21 protein-coding genes, 2 tRNA genes and 1 pseudogene are annotated in these 18896 nt (G+C 68.4%); 9 read left to right on the top strand and 15 right to left on the bottom strand.

The annotated features are described in order from the left end of the window. Both JWP65_RS19835 and JWP65_RS19830 read right to left on the bottom strand, forming a co-directional pair. Positions 1-159 (bottom strand): annotated as a pseudogene (locus tag JWP65_RS19835) (ABC transporter permease); the annotation flags it as partial. A 10-nt stretch (positions 160-169) separates the two neighbouring features. Then, positions 170-1120: an ABC transporter permease gene (locus JWP65_RS19830; protein ID WP_299766889.1), complete on the bottom strand. Its 951-nt coding sequence runs from the start codon at positions 1118-1120 to the stop codon at positions 170-172. 75 nt (positions 1121-1195) lie between these two features. On the opposite strand from JWP65_RS19830, the gene JWP65_RS19825 reads away from it, so the two are divergent. Next, a complete protein-coding gene (locus JWP65_RS19825) occupies positions 1196-1495 on the top strand; it encodes a YfhL family 4Fe-4S dicluster ferredoxin (protein WP_299766887.1) in 300 nt (99 codons plus the stop codon). A gap of 48 nt (positions 1496-1543) precedes the next feature. Here the strand turns inward: JWP65_RS19825 and JWP65_RS19820 are convergent, their stop codons facing one another. The 8 genes from JWP65_RS19820 to JWP65_RS19785 form a co-directional block, all read right to left on the bottom strand. After that, entirely contained in the window at positions 1544-1918 is a 375-nt protein-coding gene (locus JWP65_RS19820; protein WP_299766885.1) for a hypothetical protein, read from the bottom strand. Between the two features lie 51 nt (positions 1919-1969). Next, positions 1970-2578 (bottom strand): aminoacyl-tRNA hydrolase, encoded by a 609-nt coding sequence (gene pth / locus JWP65_RS19815; RefSeq protein ID WP_299766884.1) that lies wholly within the window; start codon positions 2576-2578, stop codon positions 1970-1972. Between the two features lie 137 nt (positions 2579-2715). Then, positions 2716-3435: a 50S ribosomal protein L25/general stress protein Ctc gene (locus tag JWP65_RS19810; RefSeq protein ID WP_299766881.1), complete on the bottom strand. Its 720-nt coding sequence runs from the start codon at positions 3433-3435 to the stop codon at positions 2716-2718. A 210-nt stretch (positions 3436-3645) separates the two neighbouring features. Next, positions 3646-4623, bottom strand: coding sequence for a ribose-phosphate pyrophosphokinase (locus JWP65_RS19805; protein ID WP_299766879.1), 978 nt, complete (start codon positions 4621-4623; stop codon positions 3646-3648). 82 nt (positions 4624-4705) lie between these two features. Continuing rightward, positions 4706-4782: transfer RNA gene (locus JWP65_RS19800), tRNA-Gln, on the bottom strand. Between the two features lie 21 nt (positions 4783-4803). Next, the gene (ispE, locus tag JWP65_RS19795; protein ID WP_299766877.1) at positions 4804-5667 is read right to left on the bottom strand and encodes a 4-(cytidine 5'-diphospho)-2-C-methyl-D-erythritol kinase; all 864 of its coding nucleotides are present in this window, start codon (positions 5665-5667) and stop codon (positions 4804-4806) included. 12 nt (positions 5668-5679) lie between these two features. Further along, the gene (locus tag JWP65_RS19790; RefSeq protein WP_299766875.1) at positions 5680-6183 is read right to left on the bottom strand and encodes a lipoprotein insertase outer membrane protein LolB; all 504 of its coding nucleotides are present in this window, start codon (positions 6181-6183) and stop codon (positions 5680-5682) included. Positions 6184-6277: 94 nt separating this feature from the next. Continuing rightward, positions 6278-8014 carry a tetratricopeptide repeat protein gene (locus tag JWP65_RS19785; RefSeq protein ID WP_299766873.1) on the bottom strand — a complete coding sequence of 579 codons (1737 nt, stop codon included), beginning with the start codon at positions 8012-8014 and terminating at the stop codon, positions 6278-6280. A 21-nt stretch (positions 8015-8035) separates the two neighbouring features. On the opposite strand from JWP65_RS19785, the gene mutM reads away from it, so the two are divergent. The 3 genes from mutM to mutY are packed head-to-tail and all read left to right on the top strand — an operon-like array spanning position 8036 to position 11893. Beyond that, on the top strand, positions 8036-8851 hold the full coding sequence (gene mutM / locus JWP65_RS19780) for a bifunctional DNA-formamidopyrimidine glycosylase/DNA-(apurinic or apyrimidinic site) lyase (RefSeq protein WP_299766871.1): 816 nt from the start codon (positions 8036-8038) through the stop codon (positions 8849-8851). Between the two features lie 46 nt (positions 8852-8897). Continuing rightward, positions 8898-10862, top strand: coding sequence for a dynamin family protein (locus JWP65_RS19775; RefSeq protein ID WP_299766869.1), 1965 nt, complete (start codon positions 8898-8900; stop codon positions 10860-10862). Beyond that, positions 10859-11893 (top strand): A/G-specific adenine glycosylase, encoded by a 1035-nt coding sequence (gene mutY / locus JWP65_RS19770; protein ID WP_299766867.1) that lies wholly within the window; start codon positions 10859-10861, stop codon positions 11891-11893. The genes JWP65_RS19775 and mutY overlap by 4 nt, the downstream gene beginning before the upstream one ends. On the opposite strand, the gene rapZ is transcribed toward mutY, so the two are convergent. Genes rapZ through JWP65_RS19755 form a run of 3 tightly spaced genes read right to left on the bottom strand, consistent with a single transcriptional unit; the run spans position 11890 to position 15324 of the window. Beyond that, positions 11890-12756, bottom strand: a complete 867-nt coding sequence (gene rapZ, locus JWP65_RS19765; RefSeq protein WP_299766865.1) for an RNase adapter RapZ — start codon at positions 12754-12756, stop codon at positions 11890-11892. The two genes, mutY and rapZ, sit on opposite strands and share 4 nt — an antisense overlap. 3 nt (positions 12757-12759) lie before the next feature. Next, a complete protein-coding gene (gene recN, locus JWP65_RS19760) occupies positions 12760-14427 on the bottom strand; it encodes a DNA repair protein RecN (protein WP_299766863.1) in 1668 nt (555 codons plus the stop codon). A 3-nt stretch (positions 14428-14430) separates the two neighbouring features. Next, positions 14431-15324: an NAD kinase gene (locus JWP65_RS19755; RefSeq protein WP_299766861.1), complete on the bottom strand. Its 894-nt coding sequence runs from the start codon at positions 15322-15324 to the stop codon at positions 14431-14433. Positions 15325-15371: 47 nt separating this feature from the next. Between JWP65_RS19755 and hrcA the strand changes: the two genes are divergently transcribed. From hrcA to JWP65_RS19730, 5 genes are all read left to right on the top strand, one after another. After that, positions 15372-16379: a heat-inducible transcriptional repressor HrcA gene (hrcA, locus tag JWP65_RS19750; protein ID WP_299766859.1), complete on the top strand. Its 1008-nt coding sequence runs from the start codon at positions 15372-15374 to the stop codon at positions 16377-16379. 61 nt (positions 16380-16440) lie between these two features. Further along, positions 16441-16881, top strand: coding sequence for a hypothetical protein (locus JWP65_RS19745; RefSeq protein WP_299766857.1), 441 nt, complete (start codon positions 16441-16443; stop codon positions 16879-16881). Next, positions 16872-16948, top strand: a tRNA-Ile gene (locus JWP65_RS19740). The genes JWP65_RS19745 and JWP65_RS19740 overlap by 10 nt, the downstream gene beginning before the upstream one ends. A gap of 151 nt (positions 16949-17099) precedes the next feature. Further along, complete coding sequence (locus JWP65_RS19735) at positions 17100-17795, top strand: DUF433 domain-containing protein (RefSeq protein WP_299766855.1); 696 nt, start codon at positions 17100-17102, stop codon at positions 17793-17795. Continuing rightward, complete coding sequence (locus JWP65_RS19730; protein WP_299766853.1) at positions 17792-18199, top strand: hypothetical protein; 408 nt, start codon at positions 17792-17794, stop codon at positions 18197-18199. Before JWP65_RS19735 ends, JWP65_RS19730 begins: the two co-directional genes overlap by 4 nt. Before the next feature lie 61 nt (positions 18200-18260). Here JWP65_RS19730 and JWP65_RS19725 read toward each other — a convergent pair whose 3' ends face one another. Together JWP65_RS19725 and JWP65_RS19720 are read right to left on the bottom strand one after the other, a co-directional pair. Next, positions 18261-18446, bottom strand: a complete 186-nt coding sequence (locus JWP65_RS19725; RefSeq protein ID WP_299766851.1) for a hypothetical protein — start codon at positions 18444-18446, stop codon at positions 18261-18263. Between the two features lie 141 nt (positions 18447-18587). Beyond that, positions 18588-18725 (bottom strand): hypothetical protein, encoded by a 138-nt coding sequence (locus JWP65_RS19720; RefSeq protein WP_299766849.1) that lies wholly within the window; start codon positions 18723-18725, stop codon positions 18588-18590. Positions 18726-18896: the final 171 nt, after the last annotated feature.

The raw sequence follows: 18896 nt of genomic DNA, 5'->3' as shown, positions 1-18896 counted from the left end.
CGAATGCGGCGTCCACACCAGCGAAAGCGCCGCGGCCAGCACGAGCAGCAACGTCAGCACGGCCCCGAGCACGAAGCTGCGGTGGCGCATGGCGCGCTGCCAGAACCCCGGCCCGCGGGCGGGCGGCGCGGCCACGAGGCTCGCGATGTCTGCGCTCATCCTTGGGCGCTCATATGTCGCTGGCCTTCACGCGCGGGTCGATGCTGGCGTAGAGCAGGTCGACGGCGAAGTTGACGATCACGACCATGGCCGCCAGCAGCATCACGCAATTGCGCACCACGATCAGGTCGCGGTTGGAGATCGACTGGAAGATCAGCCGGCCCAGGCCCGGCAGATAGAACACGCTTTCCACCACGATGGTGCCGGCCAGCAGCTCGGCGAACTGCAGGCCCATGATGGTGACCACCGGGATCATCGCGTTGCGCAGCACGTGGCCCCACAGCGCCGCGCGCTGCGACACGCCCTTGGCGCGGGCGGTGCGCACGAAGTCTTCGCGCAGCACCTCCAGCACAGCGGAGCGGGTGATGCGCGCCAGGATGGCCGACTGCACCACCGCCAGCGACAGCGCCGGCAGCAGCAAGGCCTTCAGGCCTTCGAGGATGCCGTCCTGCCAGCCGGGAAAACCGCCGGCGGAAAACCAGCCCAGGTGCACCGAAAACAGCAAGATCAGCAGGATGGCGAACCAGAAGTTCGGGATCGCGATGCCGACCTGCGTCAGCCCCATGATGCCGACGTCACCGAGCTTGTTGTGGCGGGCGGCGGCGTAGATCCCGGCCACCAGCGCCAGCACGGCGGTCAGGGCCATCGCCATCAATGCCAGCGGCACCGTCAGCGACAGGCGCTCCAGCATCAGCTCGCCGACGGGCGTGCTGTAGGCATAGCTCAGGCCGAGGTCGCCGGTGAGCAGGCCGGTGACCCAGTTCCAGTAACGCTCCACTGGCGGCCGGTCGATGCCGAGCTTGCGCGCCAGCTCCTGCACCGCGTCGGGCGAAGCGTCGGGCCCCATCAGCATCTGGGCCGCGTTGCCGGGCAGGATCTCGAGCACCAGGAACACCACGATGGAGGTGCCTATCAGCGTCGCGATGAGGGTGATCAGCCGCTTGAAGAAGAACAGGCTCATGAAGGCGGGGATAATGCCAGAACCGGGCCATGCGAACTTTCGTCGTGGCGGTGCAGCGCAGGGAGGGCAGCTCGCATGGCATTGATGATCACCGATGAATGCATCAACTGCGATGTGTGCGAGCCGGAGTGTCCGAACGAGGCGATCTTCCTGGGCCCCGAGATCTACGAGATCGACCCGAACAAGTGCACCGAATGCGTGGGGCACCACGATGAACCGCAGTGCGTGCAGGTCTGCCCGGTCGCGTGCATCCCGGTGGACCCGGCGCGCATCGAAAGCCAGCAGTCGCTGTGGCACAAGTACCGGCGGCTGATGTCCGAAACGCAACCGGCGGCGGTGCCGGTCGTCGTGGATCCCGGCTCGAGGCCGGGATGACGAAATCCGTGGAATGCGGCCTTGAGCCGCAATCCACGCACCGGCGCGCTACTTCTTGCCGTCTTTCGCCCCCGGTGCCACCGCCGTGAGCAGCTGCGGTTTTCCGTTTGCCGGCGCCGCCTTCTTCATTGGCTTGCTCGCCGCGGCGGACGCCGGCTTCGCCGCCGGGATCACCGCCTTGGGCGCCTGCCGCTCCTGCTGCAACCGCGCCTTTTCCATCGCATCCGCCAGCCTGGCGTCGGCCTTGCCGACCGAGCGGGCCTGCGCCGATTGCGCGGCGCTCACCGGCGGCGGTGGGCGGACTGCGGCGCCGCCCTCGCAAGGCACCTGGCCGTAGCTTGCGCCGCAGCGCCAGAGCTGCGGCTGTGCGGATGCCGCGCTGCAGGCCGCCGCCAGCAGCGACGCGATGATGATGTTGCGCATGGCCAGCCTCCTGGGGGCCGGCTGCAGGCGGCGCCTGCGCGAACGGCCCGGTCAGTCTTCTTGCGGCCGCGGCGGCTTTGGCCGCGGCGCCTTGTGGGTGTGGACGATCAGCGTCGCCTTCTCCGTCTCGCCGGCCAGCAGCGCCGGCACTGCCTTGAGCGTGCGGTCGATGCACTCCTCGATCGCGCCGCGCTGTTCGGCCAGCGGCTTTTTCAGCACCCAGTCGATCACTTCCGACTTCACGCCCGGGTGGCCGATGCCCAGCCGCAGCCGCCAGTAGTCGCCGGTGCCCAGCTGCGCGTGGATGTCACGCAGGCCATTGTGGCCGGCGTGGCTGCCACCGAACTTGAGCTTGGCCTGGCCCGGCACCACGTCGAGTTCGTCGTGCACCACCAGCATCTCCTGGGGCGCGATCTTGTAGAACCGCGCCAGCGCCACCACCGACTTGCCCGACAGGTTCATGAAGGTCTGCGGCTTGAGCAGCCAGACCACCTGCCCGTGCACGCTGGCCCTTGCCACCTGGCCGTGGTAGCCGCGGTCGTAGGCCAGGTTCACCTTCAGCTCGCGCGCCAGTTCGTCCACCCACCAGAAGCCCGCGTTGTGCCGCGTGGCTTCGTATTCGGCGCCGGGATTGCCCAGGCCAACAAACAGCTTGATCATGGTCGCGAGGTGGTGGAAGGAGGAATGGAACTATTCACTGGCGCAGGCCAGGAGGCAATCACAGCATAAAGAAAAAAGGCCCGCAGTTGCGGGCCTTCCATTTCGTCGTCCCCGCCTGCGCGGGACCGACGCGTTGCTTACTTCTTGCCGGCGGGAGCCTTGGCGGCTGGCGTCTTGGCGGCTGGCGTCTTGGCAGCAGGGGCTGCCTTGGCGGCGGGCTTGCCACCCTTGGCGGCCGGCTTGGCATCGGCCGCGGGAGCAGCTGCGCCATCGGCGGCGGTCTCGGCCGATTCCTCGGCAGCCGACAGCACCACCGAAACAAGCACCGGGTTCTGCTTGCCGTGCGTCAGGGCCTTCACGCCCTTGGGCAGCTTGACGTCGTTCAGGTGCAGGCTGCCGCCCTTCTTCAGGCCGGACAGGTCGATCTCGATGAACTCGGGCAGGTCGGTCGGCAGGCAGGACACGTCCAGCTCGTTGATGACCGGGTTGACCATGCAGTGGTCGACCTTGACGGCCGGCGACTCTTCCGCGCCCTTGTAGTGCAGCGGCACCTTCATGTGCAGGCGGGTGTTGGCGTCCACGCGCTGGAAGTCGACGTGCTGGACTTCCTGGCGATACGGGTGGTACTGCACGTCACGCAGCAGCACCTTGCTGACGGTGCCGCCCAGGTCCATCTCGAGGATGGACGAATGGAAGGCTTCCTTTTTCAGCGCGTGGAACAGCGCGTTGTGATCGAGCTCGATCACAAGCGGCTGGCCTTCGCCACCGTAGACGATGCCGGGCGTCTTGCCGACGTTGCGGAGACGGCGGCTCGCACCCGTACCCTGCTTGGCGCGCTCATAAGCGACGAATTTCATAAACTTCTCCATACGGGAATCCACCGCGACCAGTGCGATTCCATTTCACAAATGCTCCTTGCGGAGCGGCTATGAAGGTGGCTTGGCCTCCTTCGAAGACTGCGGTGCGCATCGCGCGGCGCAGTCTCTCTTGCGTTCAGGATCCGGCTTTGCCGGTCCTGGACCCACTGATCAGCCACTTTCACATCGCGCAGCGATTTGGAAGTGCGGCTAAAACAGGTTGACCTGGTCGGAGAACAGACTCATGACCGACTCGCCCTTGGCGATGCGCTGGATCGTCTCGGCGATCAGCGGCGCGACGGTCAGCTGGCGAATCTTGGCGCAGCCGCGCGCGGCGTCCGACAGCGGGATGGTGTTGGTGATCACCACTTCGTCCAGCGCGCTGCCCTGGGCGATGCGCTCGATGGCCGGGCCGGAAAAGATCGGGTGCGTGCAGTACGCGTACACATTCTTGGCGCCGCGCTCCTTGAGCACCTCGGCCGCCTTCACCAGCGTGCCCGCGGTGTCGATCATGTCGTCCATGATCACGCAGTTGCGGCCGTCGATCTCGCCGATGACGTGCATCACTTCGCTCACGTTCGCCTTGGGGCGACGCTTGTCGATGATGGCCAGGTCGGTGCCCAGCTGCTTGGCCAGCGCCCGTGCCCGCACCACGCCGCCGACGTCGGGCGAAACCACGATCAGGTCGTCGTAGTTCTTCTGGCGCAGGTCGCCCAGCAGCACTGGCGAGGCGTAGATGTTGTCCACCGGGATGTCGAAGAAGCCCTGGATCTGGTCGGCGTGCAAATCCATTGTCAGCACGCGGGCCACGCCCACCGTCTCCAGCAGGTTGGCCACCACCTTGGCCGAGATCGGCACCCGCGACGAGCGCGGGCGGCGGTCCTGGCGGGCATAGCCGAAGTACGGGATGACGGCGCTGATCCGCTCGGCCGAGGCGCGTTTGAGCGCGTCGACCATGATCAGCAGTTCCATCAGGTTCTCGTTGGTCGGGGCGCAGGTGGACTGCACCACGAACACGTCACGGGCGCGCACGTTGGTGTTGATCTCGACGGTGACTTCACCGTCGGAAAAACGGCTCACCGAAGCGGCGCCCAGCGAGATGCCCAGGTGGCCGGCGATCTCTTCCGCCAATGCCGGGTTGGCATTGCCGGTGAAAACCATGAAATCGGGAGTGGGGACTGCCTGCATGACGGAACCAGCGAGTGTTTCAGCTTAGTGCGCTGTGGCCACGGCGCTCATCGCCTGACTGTGCCGCAACGTCAACGTTCTTTGGCAGGGGAGGAAGGACTCGAACCCTCGCATGCCGGAATCAAAATCCGGTGCCTTGACCAACTTGGCGACTCCCCTACACGGGTCGCCGGCTGAAAATCAACCGACAACCGAATCGTCGCTGGGTGCCCATCCCACCAAGGGATGAACCTCCATATTGCTGCATTCCCGAACTTCGCAGTTCGCGGGACTTGACGACGGCGCCAGGGTTGCCCCCGGCGGCAGCAGCGCGAAAACCGCGCTACCCGAGCCCGTCATCCGTGCCCGCAAGCCTTGCGAACCCAGCCAATCCAGCGCCTCGCCCACATCGGGACAAAGCTGGCAGGCCACCGGTTCCAGGTCGTTGCACCCGAATCCAAAGGGGTTAGCAGCAAAGCCAGAGATTGTAGCACTGTCTTTTTCCCGTTTCAGTGCCGGGCTGCGGAAGATGTCCGAGGTGGCCAGTCCGCGGGCCGGTTTGACAACCGCGAAACGCGCCTTGGGCAGGGCGATCGGCGTGATGATTTCGCCGATCCCCTCGACCCACGCATTGCGCCCGCGCAGGAAGAACGGCACGTCGGCGCCCAGCGCCAGGCCGATGCGTTCCAGCTGCTGCAATGTCAGCCCGGCGCGCCACAAGCGGTTCAGCGCCAGCAGGCAGCTGGCTGCGTCCGACGAGCCGCCGCCCATGCCCGCTTGCGCCGGCACCCGTTTTTCCAGCTGGATGTGGGCGCCGGCCGTGCTGCCCGTGGCCTGTTGCAAGGCGCGGGCCGCGCGCAGCACCAGGTCGTCGGCCGGCAGCGGCGGGCCGAGGTCCTCGCGGCTCAGCCCGCCACCGGGGCGCAGTTCGAAATGCAGGGTGTCGTGCCAGTCGACCAGCATGAAGACCGACTGCAGCAGGTGGTAGCCGTCGGGCCGGCGCCCCGTGATGTGCAGGAACAGGTTCAGCTTGGCCGGCGCCGGCACGTCGTACAGGGCGCGCATCGCAGTTGCGGCTTACTTGTTGTCGAAGGCGATGCGCAGGTCGGCCGCCGGCGCGGGCGTGGTGCGCTGGGCCCGCAGGCGCCCGTTGGCCACTTCGCTGACGTCGGCCTGCCAGCCGGCCACGGCCGTGGCCTTGCCGCCCAGCCAGTCGAACAGCGCCGCCACCGGCAGCTCGGTGCCGGTCACCTCGCTGGCCAGCGCGTCGAGAGAGGCGAACTGCCGCACTTCGTGGCCCGACTTCAGGCTGGCCGAGCCTGGCGTCCAGCCCAGCACCGCGAGCGTGCCGCCCAGCGGCGAGTAGAGCGTGAGCTCGCCCGCCTCGGGCGCGCCCTTGAGTTCGAAGCCGGCGGAAAAGGCTTGCGGCGGATTGGCGCTGACCGCCAGCGCCAGCCTGCCCGTGTAGACCTGCACGCCAGGCTGGGCGGGCGCGCGTTGCGGGGTGGCGCAGCCGGCCAGCACCGCCGCCAGCAGGCAGCCGCCCAGCAGCCGCGCGGCCAGCCGACGGCTCGCCGTCATGCGCCGTCCTCCCCCGGGAGGGTCCGCCTGACGGCCCGCTCCTGCCCCCTGCGCAAGCGGAGCCGGCGAGCACCTGCTGGTGGCCAGGCGGCGCTCATGGCTTGACCTTCAGGCGCTTGAGCGTCTCCAGCAGCGTCTCGTTGTCGCCGTTTTGCAGCAGGCCTTCGCGCCAGATGCTTTGCGCCTGGTCGACCTGGCCCATGCTCCAGAGCACCTCGCCCAGGTGGGCGGCGATTTCCGGGTCCGGCCGGTCCTTGTAGGCGGCCTGCAGGATGCGCAGCGCCTCGGCCTTGTTGCCCATGCGGAATTCCACCCAGGCCAGGCTGTCGCTGATGAACGGGTCGCCCGGCGCCAGCTCCAGCGCCTTCTGGATCAACTGCCTGGCTTCGGGCAACCGCAGGTTGCGCTCGGCCAGCGAGTAGCCCAGCGCGTTGTACGCATGGTGGTAGTCCGGCTTGGCGGCGATGATCCGGCGCAGCAGGCGCTCCATCTCGGCCAGCTCGCCCAGCTTCTCGGCCATCATGGCCTGTTCGTACAGCAGGTCGGTTTCGCCCGGATCCTTGGCCGATGCCTGCGCCAGCAGCTCGTAGGCCGGGCGGTACTGCTTGTGCTCGCGCAGCAGGTTGATCTCCGACATCAGTTTCATGCGGGCTTCGGCCGGATTGCGCTCGGGTACCGCTCGGATCAGCTGGCGGGCATCGTCCAGCCGCCCCTGGCGCGCCAGGATCGAGGCGCGGCGGCTCTGCGCCGCCATCAGGTCCTGCGAGTTCTCGATGCGGTCCAGCCAGGCGGCGGCGGCGGGGAAGTCCTTGCGCTTCTCGGCGATCTGGGCCAGCCCCAGGTAGGCCTGGGCCAGGCCCCGGCTGCGCTCTTCGCCGGCCGGCTGGCCCTGCGCCAGTTCCACGTAGCGCTTCAAGGAGTCTTCGGCGGCCGGCAACTGGTCGTCCTGCGCCAGCAGCGAGCCTTGCACCAGCCAGGCTTCGGCGAACTGCGGCTGCTGGCCGGTGATCAGCTTCAACTGGGCCAATGCTTCCGCATGGCGCCTCGCATCGAGCAGCGCGCGGGCGTAGCCCATGCGCAGCTCCGGCAACGGCTGGTCTTGCAGGTACTGGCGCACCAGGGCTTCGGCCTGCGGCGTCTTGGTCTCCATCAGCTCCAGCGCCAGCAGCACCGGCCCCTCGGCGCGGGGATTGGCGGCCTGGCCGCGGCGAGCCGCCTCCAGGGCGCCGGCGGGGTCGCCCCCGGCCAGCCGCAGCCGGCCGATCGACGTCCAGGTGACGGGCGCGGTGGCCGGATCCTTCAGGTAGTCCGCCAAGGCCTGTTCGACCACGGCGGCGGCCTGCTTCTTGTCGCTGACCCGGGCATAGACGCGCGGGACCATGGCGATGGCGGAGCCGCGTTCCTGCGCCGGCGCCAGCGCGATGTCCTGGCGCAGCGCGTCGCTGCTGTCCGGCACGCGGTTGAGCGCCACCAGGATCTGCAGCACGAAGCGGTTGGCTTCGCGCGACTGCGGCCAGGCCTGCTTCCAGGCGCGCGCGGCCTGCAGGGCGGAGTCGCCGGCGCGGGCCTGGAACGCCAGTTCGATGGCACGCTGGTACAAGGCGGGGTCGTTGACCTTGCGAGCGGCGTCCAGCACCAGCGCGAAGCCCACGGCCGGCTCGTTGCCGCGCACGTTGAGCTCTCCCAGCAGCAGCTGGTAGAACAGTTCCGCGTCCATCGCGCTGGCCTGCGCGGTGTCGGTGGCGGGCGCCGTCCCTTGGGCCAGGGCCGGCACGCCCGGGGCGCACCAGAGAAGCAGCGCCAGTGCGGCCGCGGGGTTCAATCGCATCATCGAGCCATCATAAACTTCCCCATGCCTGAACTGCCCGAAGTCGAAGTCACGCGCCTGAGTTTCGCCGACCGCATCGTCGGCGCGAAAGTGCAGGCGGTCCATATGGGCAAGCCATTGCGCTGGCCGCTGGGGATCGAGCCGGCCGCGCTGGTCGGCCGGCTGGTGCGGGGGGTGCGGCGCCGCGGAAAATACCTGCTGGTCGACCTGGACCAGGGCGTGCTGCTGCTGCACCTGGGCATGTCGGGCAGCCTGCGCTTTGACATGGGCCTGCCCCAGGCGGCCCTGCACGACCACTTCGACTTGGTCACCAGCCATGGCGTGCTGCGCCTGAACGATCCGCGCCGCTTCGGGGCGGTGGTGTACAGCGCCGACGAGTCGGCGCCGGCAGCCGTCAAGCTGCTGGGGCGCCTGGGGGTGGAGCCGCTGGAGGATCGCTTTGACGCGGTGGCCTTGCACGCAGCCCTGCAGCGGCGCAAGGCGCCGATCAAGCAGGTGTTGCTGGCCGGCGACGTCGTCGTCGGCGTCGGCAACATCTATGCATCGGAGGCGCTGTTCCTGGCCGGGATCCGGCCGACCTTGCCAGCCGCGCGCATCAGCCGGCCCCGGGCGGCCCGCCTGCATGCGGCGGTGCGCGACGTGCTGGCGCGGGCGGTGGCCAAGGGCGGCAGCACCTTGCGCGATTTTTCCAACGCCTACGGCGAGGGCGGCTACTTCCAGCTGGAGGCCATGGTGTACGACCGCGCGGGCCAGCCTTGCCGCATTTGCGCAACGCCGATCCGGGTGATCCGGCAGGGCCAGCGCGCCACGTATTTCTGCCCGCACTGCCAGAAACACTGAGCCAAAATTGGCTGAATGCTATAGTCAAAACTACCTTCGACACCAAGTGGCAACATCCTTCAACGAACAGTTCGACCAGCACGGCGCGTGGCGGCGCGAATTCGCGCTGCGCCTGAAGCTGCTGTCCGAATGGTTGAAGGACCACGACCTGCTCGATAGCGCCGTCGAGGAGCGCCTGCGCCGCCTGGAAGGCCAGATGCGCTCGGACAAGGTCATGGTGGCCTTCGTCGCCGAGTTCTCGCGCGGCAAGTCGGAACTGATCAACGCGATCTTCTTTGCCGGCTACAAGCGCCGCATCATGCCGGCCTCCGCCGGGCCCACCACGATGTGCCCGCCCGAGCTGGGCTACGACGCCGAAGTGCCGCCCTGCCTGCGCCTGCTGCCGATCGAGACGCGCCTGCAGCCGCAGCCGCTGATGGAATGGCGCGCGGTGCCCGAAAAATGGCTGCGCATCGACCTGGACGTGAACGATCCGGCGCAGCTGGCCCAGGCCTTCGAGAAGGTGGCCGAGATTCGTCGCGTCAGCATTGACGAGGCGCGGGCGCTGGGCTTTTGGCACGACGAAGCGCCCGAAGACAACCCGATGATGGCGGCCGACGGCAGCGTCGAAGTGCCCAGGTGGCGCCATGCCCTGATCAACATCGCCCACCCGCTGCTCAAGCAGGGGCTGGTGATCCTCGACACGCCCGGCCTGAACGCGATCGGCGCCGAGCCCGAGCTGACGGTCAACCTGATCCCGCAGGCGCATGCGGTCGTCTTCATCCTGGCGGCCGACACCGGCGTGACCAAGTCCGACCTGGCGATCTGGCGCGAGCACCTGATCGCCGAGGATGCCGATGCCGATTCGCGGCTGGTGGTGTTGAACAAGATCGACACCATGTGGGACTCGCTGAACACGCCGGCCCAGGTGCAGGCGCAGATCGACCGCCAGCAGGCCACCACCGCCGAGATCCTCGGCCTGCACCGCGACCAGGTGATCCCGGTGTCGGGCCAGAAGGGCCTGATCGCCAAGGTCAACAACGACCCCGAACTGCTCAAGGCCAGCCGGCTGCCGCAGCTGGAGCAGGCGCTGGCGAACGGCGTCATGGGCCAGCGCCAAAAGATCCTGCGCGCGGCCGTCACCGGCAACATCGGGGAGCTGCGGTCGGAGACCACGCGTGTGCTGGGCATCCGCCGCCGCGACCTGGCCGAGCAGATGGTGGAGTTGAAGGGCCTGCGCGGCAAGAACACCTCCGTCATCAGGCACATGCGCGCGCGCATCGAGCAGGAGCAGGCCGACTTCGACGCCAGCGGCGCCAAGATCCACGCGGTGCGCTCGGTTCACCTGAAACTGCTGCGCGACGTGTTCCACCTGCTGGGCACGGCGACGCTCAAGACCGAGATGGCGGAACTGACCGCCGCGCTGCGCCAGCCCGGCATCAAGCTGGGCGTGCGCAAGGCCTACAAGCTGACGTTCGACCGGCTGCGCGACGGCGTCAGCCGCGCGTCCAAAACCAGCGCCGAAATCCAGTCGATGCTCACCGGCACCTTCCGCCAGCTGAACGCCGAGTACGGCTTTTCGCTGCAGGCGCCGCGCGAGCCCGACCTGGCCCGCTACGCGCGCGACCTCGACCTGGTCGAGCGCAGCCACAACCAGTACCTGGGCGTGAGCAACGCGCTGCGCCTGGCGCAACCCGAGTTCGCCGACCGGCTGGTGCGGGCGCTGGCCACGCGGCTGCGCGTGATCTACGAGTCGGCGCTGGGTGAGGTGGAGCTGTGGAACAAGTCCGCCGCCGCCCAGCTCGATGCCCAGTTGCGCGAGCGGCGCCGCAACTTTGGCCGCCGGCTGGAAGCCATCGAGCGCATCCAGCAAGCCGCCAGCGGCCTGGACGACCGCATCCACGAAATCGAAGCGCAGGAAAACGCGCTCGACATGCTCGACGCCAAGCTCGGCGAGCTGACGGCGCACCTGACCGACACGCCAGCCGCGGCGCGCGCGCCAACGCAGCAGCAGGCGCTCAGGACCGCATGACGCAGCTTCCGGCCGGTTTTGCCGGCCGCGTCGTCGCCTGGCAGCGCAGCCACGGCCGCAATGCCTTGCCGTGGCAGGACACGCGCGATCCTTACCGCGTCTGGCTGTCCGAAATCATGTTGCAGCAGACCCAGGTGGCCGTGGTGTTGGGCCACTACCAGCCTTTCCTGGACCGCTTTGGCGATGTCGCCGCGCTGGCCGCCGCACCGCTGGACGAGGTGCTGGGCTTGTGGAGCGGCCTGGGCTACTACAGCCGCGCGCGCAACCTGCATGCCTGCGCGCAGGCGGTGGTCGAGCGCCACGCCGGCGCCTTCCCGCGCACGGCGCTGGAGCTGCAGGCGCTGCCCGGCATCGGCCCTTCGACTGCGGCGGCGATTTCCTCCTTCTGTTTCGGCGAGCGCGCGGCCATCCTGGACGGCAACGTCAAGCGCGTGCTGGGGCGGGTGCTGGCCTACGGCGAAGACCTGTCGTCGGCCGCCAACGAGCGCGCCTTGTGGGACATGGCGCGCGAACTGCTGCCGACGCGCCAGCTTCACGAAGCCATGCCGCGCTACACGCAAGGCGTGATGGACATCGGCGCCACCGTCTGCCTGCCGCGCAACCCGATGTGCCTGCTATGCCCGGTGGTGGAAATCTGCGAGGCCGCCCGCCAAGGCCGGCCCGAGGCGTATCCGGTCAAGACCCGCAAACTCAGGCGCAGCGCGCAGTCGCTCTGGCTGCTGCATGCGCAGGCTGGCGACGGGCTGGTCTGGCTGCAAAAGCGCCCGGCGCCCGGCGTGTGGGGCGGCCTCTATTGCCTGCCGGTGTTCGCCAGCCGCCAGGCGCTGGAGCAGGCACTGCCGGCGGCGGCGCCGCTGCGCGACGCACCGCCTTTCGTGCACGTGCTGACGCACAAGGACCTGCACCTGCACCCGGTGGCGGCGCAGTTGCCGGCGCAGTGGGGCGGCATGGAAGGCGGCTGGTTCGGCCCGGGCGAGTGGCCGCGGCTGGGGCTGCCGGCGCCGGTGCGGCGGCTGCTGGAGAACTCCTAGACCCGGCCCAGCTCGCGATGGCGCTTGAGCGTCGTCCAGCGCTCGCCGAACTCTTCGGCCAGCTGCTCCACCAGGTAGACCGAGCGGTGCTGGCCGCCGGTGCAGCCGATCGCCACCGTCACGTAGCTGCGGTGGTTGCGCGCCAGCGGCTCCAGCCAGTGGTCCAGGAAACCGGCGATGTGCTGGAACATCTCCTCGACTTCCGTGTGTTCGCGCAGGTAGGCGGCCACCGGTTCGTCCTGCCCCGTCAGGTCGCGCAGTTCGGCCACGTAGTGCGGATTCGGCAGCATCCGCACGTCGAAGATGTAGTCGGCATCGACCGGGATGCCGCGCTTGAAGGCGAACGACTCGAACACCAGCGTCAGCTGCGCATGCGGTGTCGACAGCAGCGACTTCACGTAGGCCTGCAGCTGCGCGGCGCGCAGCACGCTGGTGTCGATCACGTGCGCGTGCTCGCGCAGGTCGGCCAGCAGCTCGCGCTCCAGCTCGATCGCCTCGACCAGCACGCGGTGCTGGTCGGCGCTGTTGTCGGCGGCGGACAGCGGGTGGCGGCGGCGCGTCTCGGAAAAACGGCGCACCAGCGTCTCGGTGGTGGCGTCCAGGAACAGCGGACGCACCGCCACGTCGCGCTGGGTCAGCTCGCGCAGCTGGGTCGGCAACTGCGGCAGCGCCTCGGCGCTGCGCACGTCCATGGCGATGGCCACGCGGCGGCCGGCATGCTTGCGCTCCAGCGCGACGAACGACAGCAGCAGCTCCGGCGGCAGGTTGTCGACGCAGAAATAACCGGTGTCTTCCAGCGCCCGCAGCGCGATCGACTTGCCGGAGCCGGACATGCCGGTGATGAGGACGAGTTCGATGGACAAGCCTCAGCTCCCAGCGGCGGCGGCCGCATCGCCCAGCATTTCCTTGGCGTGCGCCAGCGTCGTGCCCGACAGGCGCTCGCCGCCCAGCATGCGCGCCACCTCGGCCACCCGCTTTTCGCCTTCGACTGCAGTCACGCTGCTGGCGACGCCGCCGGCCTGGGCCTGCTTGGCAACCACCAGGTGGTGGTCGGCGCAGGCAGCCACTTGCGGCAGGTGGGTGACGGCCATCACCTGGCGGTCGCGCCCCAGCTGCTTCATCAGGCGCCCGACCGTCTCGGCCACCGCGCCGCCGACGCCGGAATCGACCTCGTCGAAGATCAGCGTCTGCGCCTCGCCGATGCGGCTGGTGGTCACGGCAATCGCCAGCGCGATGCGCGACAGCTCGCCGCCGGAGGCCACCTTGCCCACCGGGCGCGGCGTGCTGCCAGCGTGGCCGGCCACCAGGAAGCTGGCTTCCTCCAGCCCGAAGGCGCTCGGGCTGTCCAGCTTTTCCAGCGCCACCTCGAAGCGGCCGCCTTGCATGCCCAGGCCCTGCATCGCCTGGGTGACGGCCTTGGACAGCTGCGGCGCGGCCTTGGCGCGGGCCTTGGACAGGCTGCGGGCTTCGGCCAGGAACGCCTCGGCCTCCTTTTTCTCGGCGGCTTCCAGCGCGGCGAGGTCGGCGGCGGCATCGAGCCGGGCCAGTTCTTCCTTCCAGGAGGCCAGCAGCGCCGGCAGGTCGGCCGGGGTGCGCTTGTAGCGGCGCGCCATCGACAACCAGGACCCCATCCGCTCGTCCAGCTCGGCCAGCCGGCGCGGATCGAGGTCGGTCTTGCGCAGGTAGCCGTGCAGGGAGTGGGTGGCGTCTTCCAGCTGCGCCAGGCTGGAGGCCAGAACCTCGCTGATGTCGGCGAACTGCGGCTCCAGGTGTTGCTGCGCACGCAGCATCTCCAGCGCTTGTGACAGGCTCTGGCGCGAGCCGCCCTCGTCGCCGTCCAGCAAGGCCTGGGCGCCCTGTGCGGCGTCCATGAGGGCCTGGGCATGCGACAGGCGGGTGTGGCTGGCGTTCAGCCCTTCCCATTCGTGGGCGCCGGGCGCCAGCTTGTCGACCTCGCCGATCTGCCAGGCCAGCCGTTCGCGCTCGCGCTGCAGCGAATCCTGCGCGCTGCGCGCTTCGGCCAGCGTCTTGCCGGCGCTGCGCCAGCGCTGCCACAGCTGTTGCAGCTTGCCGGTGTCCAGGCCGGCATAGCCGTCCAGCAGCGCGCGCACCGCGGCGGGGCGCGTCAGGCTCTGCCAGGCGTGCTGGCCGTGGATGTCGACCAGTTGTTCGCCGATCTCGCGCAGCTGGGTGGCGGTGGCGGCGCTGCCGTTGATCCAGGCGCGGCTCTTGCCCTGGGCATCGATGCTGCGGCGCAGCAGCAGCAGGCCTTCGGCGGCGTCGAAGCCGGCCTCCCGCAGCCACGGCGCCAAGCCTGGCGGCAGGTCGAACTCGACGCTGATCTCGGCCCGGACCGCGCCTTCGCGCACCACCGTGGCCTCCGCGCGGGAGCCCAGCGCCAGCTGCAGCGCGTCGACCAGGATCGACTTGCCGGCGCCGGTCTCGCCGGTGAGCACGGTGAAGCCGTCGACCAGCTCGAGCTCGAGCTCGCGGACGATGACGAAATCACGCAGTGCGATGCGTTTCAGGCTCATTGGCTAGCTACCCTCGTTCCAGTGCAGCTTCCTGCGCAATGTGTCGAAGTAGGACCACCCCTTGGGGTGCAGGAATCGTACCTTGTGCTGCGAACGGCGCACCGTGATGCGATCCCCGTGGAGCAGCGAGGCGAGCGACTGCATGTCGAAGTTGGCGCTGGCGCCGCGGCCGGAGACCAGCTCGATCACGATCTCCACCGCATCGGGCAGCACCAGCGGCCGGTTCGACAGGGTGTGCGGGGCGATCGGCACCAGCACCCAGCCCGGGTTGGAGGGGTGCAGCATCGGGCCGCCGGCGGACAGGGCGTAGGCGGTGGAGCCGGTCGGCGTGGCCACGATCAGGCCGTCGGCGCGCTGGTTGGAGACGAAATGGCCGTCGACCTCCACCCGCAGTTCGACCATGCCCGAGGTGGCGCCGCGGTTGACCACCACGTCGTTCATGGCCAGGGCATCGAACACGCACTGGCCGTCGCGCACCACGTGCGCGTGCATCAGGGTGCGCTCGTCCTGCACGTACTCGCCGGCCAGCATGGGCGGCAGCACGTTGCGGAACTGGTCCAGGGGAATGTCGGTGATGAAGCCCAGCCGGCCCTGGTTGATGCCGATCAGGGGCACGCCGTGGCAGGCCAGCTGTCGGCCGATGCCCAGCATGGTACCGTCACCACCTACCACCAGGCCCAGGTCGCACTGGCTGCCGATGGCGGCCACGTCCAGGGACGGGAACCCCGAGAGGCCGGCATTGGCAGCAGTGTCCTGTTCCACCGCCACCCGGCAGCCCTGGGAGGCCAGGAAGTTGGCGATCTCTTCGAGCACCGCGCGGGTGGAGTCGGCCATCGCCGGGGCAAGCGCCGCGTGGTACTTGCCGATCAGAGCGACGTGCCCGAAGATGGATTTCATCGCCAAATTACATCACTAAAATTGCAGGGCAGTCCCCCTCATCCTCCATGAAGCTCGACGACCGCGCCAAGCTGTTGCTCAAAGCCCTGATCGAGCGCTATATCGCCGAGGGGCAGCCCGTGGGTTCGCGCACCTTGTCGCGCGCCTCGGGGCTGGAGCTGTCGCCCGCCACCATCCGCAACGTGATGTCGGACCTGGAGGAGCTGGGGCTGGTGGCCAGCCCGCACACCTCGGCCGGCCGCATCCCCACCGCCCGGGGCTACCGGTTGTTCGTGGACACCATGCTCACGGCCAACCGCACCGACTTCGCCACCCCCTCGCTGCCGGCCGACCAGCCGCAGAAGGTGATCGCCAACGCGGCGCAGATGCTGTCGACGCTGTCGCAGTTCGTCGGTGTGGTGGTGGCGCCGCGGCGCAGCTCGGTGTTTCGCCACATCGAGTTCCTGCGGCTGTCGGAGCGCCGCTTCCTGGTGATCATCGTCAGCCCCGAGGGCGACGTGCAGAACCGCGTGGTGCACACGGCGATCGACTACACGCAGTCGCAGCTGGCCGAGGCGGCCAATTTTCTCAACGCCCACTACGCCGGCCTGACGATGGAGCAGGTGCGCGCGCGGCTCAAGAGCGAGGTGGACGAGCTGCGCGGTGAGATCGTGGTGCTGATGCAGACGGCGGTGGACGCCAGCTCCGACGCGCTGACGCAGGACCAGGAGGCGATGGTGATCTCCGGCGAGCGCAACCTGCTGGCCGTGAGCGATTTTTCCAGCGACATGACGCACCTGCGCCGCGCCTTCCAGCTGTTCGAGCAGAAGACCCAGCTGATGCGCCTGCTCGACGTCTCCAGCCAGGCCGAGGGCGTGCGCATCTTCATCGGCGGCGAAAGCCACAGCGTGCCGTTCGAGGAACTGTCGCTGGTCAGCGCGCCCTACGAAGTCGACGGCCAGGTGGTGGGCACGCTGGGCGTGATCGGGCCGACGCGGATGGCCTACGACAAGATGATCCAGATCGTGGACATCACGTCGAAGCTGGTGGGCAATGCGCTGAGCCACAAGCCGTAGGCGGCACGGGGGTTGTTCGGTGACGCTTCGAGCCTCCGTCCTGGCAGTCGCTGCGGCTTGCGTGCTGGCCGCGTGCGGCGGAGGCAGTGACAGCGACGGTGCCCAGCCGCAGGCGGTCACCTTCGTCTTTCGCCTGCATGGCTTGCCGGCCGCCGAGGAATTCCGGGCCTCGACGGCCTCGCCCGATGTCATCGCCGCGGCCAGGGCGCAACTGCGTCTGCCCGTCTCCGCCCGCCGGCTGTTCGCCACCGGTGCCATCCGCGCCGGCGATGCCAGTGCCAACCCCGGCTGGCGCTGGCACTTGGTGCAGCTCGAACTGGCCGAAGTCACCATCGAGCTGTGCGATGGTCGCCCGAGCATGGTCGAGGCGGACCTGGGGTACTGGCTGGGGACGGTCGGGCGCTTTTGTCCCTGGAGTTCGTATGTGCATGCGGAGCTTCCCACCATCGTGCAGGCGCAGCCGCAAGCGCGCCACCTACAATCGCCCTTGGCGGGCCGTTAGCTCAGTTGGTTAGAGCAGGGGACTCATAATCCCTTGGTCGTTGGTTCAAGTCCAACACGGCCTACCAGCGATGCCGCGCGGGCGGTGGCTCCAGTGCTCTGAAATATGTAGCGCCCGCCGAGTTCCCTCAGTCCCTTGCCAGACGGTTGCCAGAACCATTCCGCGGCGCGCAACTCTGCGCCCCCGCGCGGCGGGCCTTCAGTACACTCGCCCGGAACATGCACCAACTCATTGGCACCGGCATCTACCCGCTGAATCAGGCCGCTCGCTTGGTAGGGGAGTCGTCACGCTATGTTCGGAGGTGGCTGCGCGGCTACTCGTGGAAGTACAAGGACGGGCGGTCTCGCTCTGGGCCCCTGTGGCACACGCAGTTCGAAAGGGAGCAGCTACCGGGCGGAATGGTGATCGGCTTCCGGGACCTGCTGGAGCTCAGGCTGGTGGCGGAGTTCGTCCGGCATGGTGTGCACCTGAAGGTCATTCGCGCCACCATCGAAGCGGCTGAGAGGCACTTCGGCCAGAGCTACCCATTGAGCAACCGCCAGTTCCTCACGGACGGCAAGCGGATCTTCCTGCAGGCGGTGGAACAGGCGACCGGCACGCAGAAGCTGATCGACGTGGTGGGACGGCAGTTCGTCTTCTCCGAAGTCATCCGGCCCTCCCTGTATGCAGGCATCGAGTACGACGACGGCGAGGCGAAGCGGTGGTACCCGGTGAAACGAAGCAAAGCTATCGTCCTGGACCCGGAGATCCAGTTCGGTGCCCCCATGCTGTCGGAGGCAGGGATACCGACCGACGCAATCTTCGATGCATGGAAGGCTGAGGGTGAGGACAAGGGGCGGGTCGCGCGCCTGTACGACGTCACGCCGGCAATGGTCAGCGCAGCAGTAACCTTCGAGCAGCGGCTCGCCGCTTGAACTTCTTCTTCGACAACAACCTACCGCCGCAGCTCGCTCACGGGCTGGCTGCCCTGTCGAAGTCCGAACCGCAGGTGCGTCGAGTCATCCACCTCAGCGACCGATTTCCGCGCAACGAGAAGGACCTGGTCTGGCTCTCCGCGCTCGCTGCGGATGGCCCCTGGTACGTGATCTCCATCGACAAGTTCAAGAAGGATCAACGTGCCGAGAGGGAAGCCATCAGGAGGGCTGGGCACACGGTCTACGTGTTGGACCCCCAGTGGTCGTCGCAGCTGTACTGGGCGAAGGCAGCACGCCTCACCCTTTGGTGGCCGCACCTCCTCCAGCACGCCAACCTGTCAGCGGGCGGCGTGTTCCGGCTCCCCTGGAAGCACACGCCGCAGTCCAGGTTTCAATCCGTCTGAGGTGGCGCACGCGCAAAAAAGCCGCCCGAAGGCGGCTGCAAGCGGATAGGGTGTGGCGCGGTCAGCCTGCATCCTTCAGCCAGGACGCGAGCGCCGCCGTCGCCTCCCCCAGCGCGCTCATGATGGGTGCGGTCCAGGCCGCGAGGAAGGCGCTTAGCGTCACCATGTGCTCGATCTCCGCCGCAGGGTTCACCCACTGGCGCGTGACGCCCCGGGCGGCGCAATCGGCGAGGGGCTCGGACACCATGCTGCCGTCGGGGCGCCTGCAGCTCGCATGTGTGCACACCTCGCCGGTTGCGCAGCGCGTGCAGTTCCCATCCGCGTGGCGATACCGAGTCGGAGCCGGTCCAGAGGGTGGGCTCGCCGCCAAGAGTGCGGTGGTAGGCCATCACTGCACCTCCGGGGCGGCGCCCGCCCGGTGCATCAGCGCCAGCTCGGTCGTCAAGTCGCGGACCTCCCGCGCCAGTCGGAAGCACTGATCCAGTCGCTGAGCGTCGGCGCCGTAGCCGTCGACCTTGGCCAGCACGTTGCCCAGAACCTCGGCCTTCGACGTCAGGGCCTGCAGCAGCGTGGCTGTTGTCGCCGACGGAAAAGTGAACCACTCCTAACGGAGTCTGCCGACCAAAAACTGAACCAGGTGTTTCACCTACCCTGCTGTTTTTTTGTGCAGTGGGGTTCGAGGAGTGATCACCATGGA

The organism is Ramlibacter sp. (assembly GCF_028292805.1).
Taxonomy (GTDB): Bacteria; Pseudomonadota; Gammaproteobacteria; order Burkholderiales; family Burkholderiaceae_C; genus Ramlibacter.
Note: the sequence above shows the minus strand (reverse complement) of the source record. Positions and strands in the feature narration are given on the sequence as shown.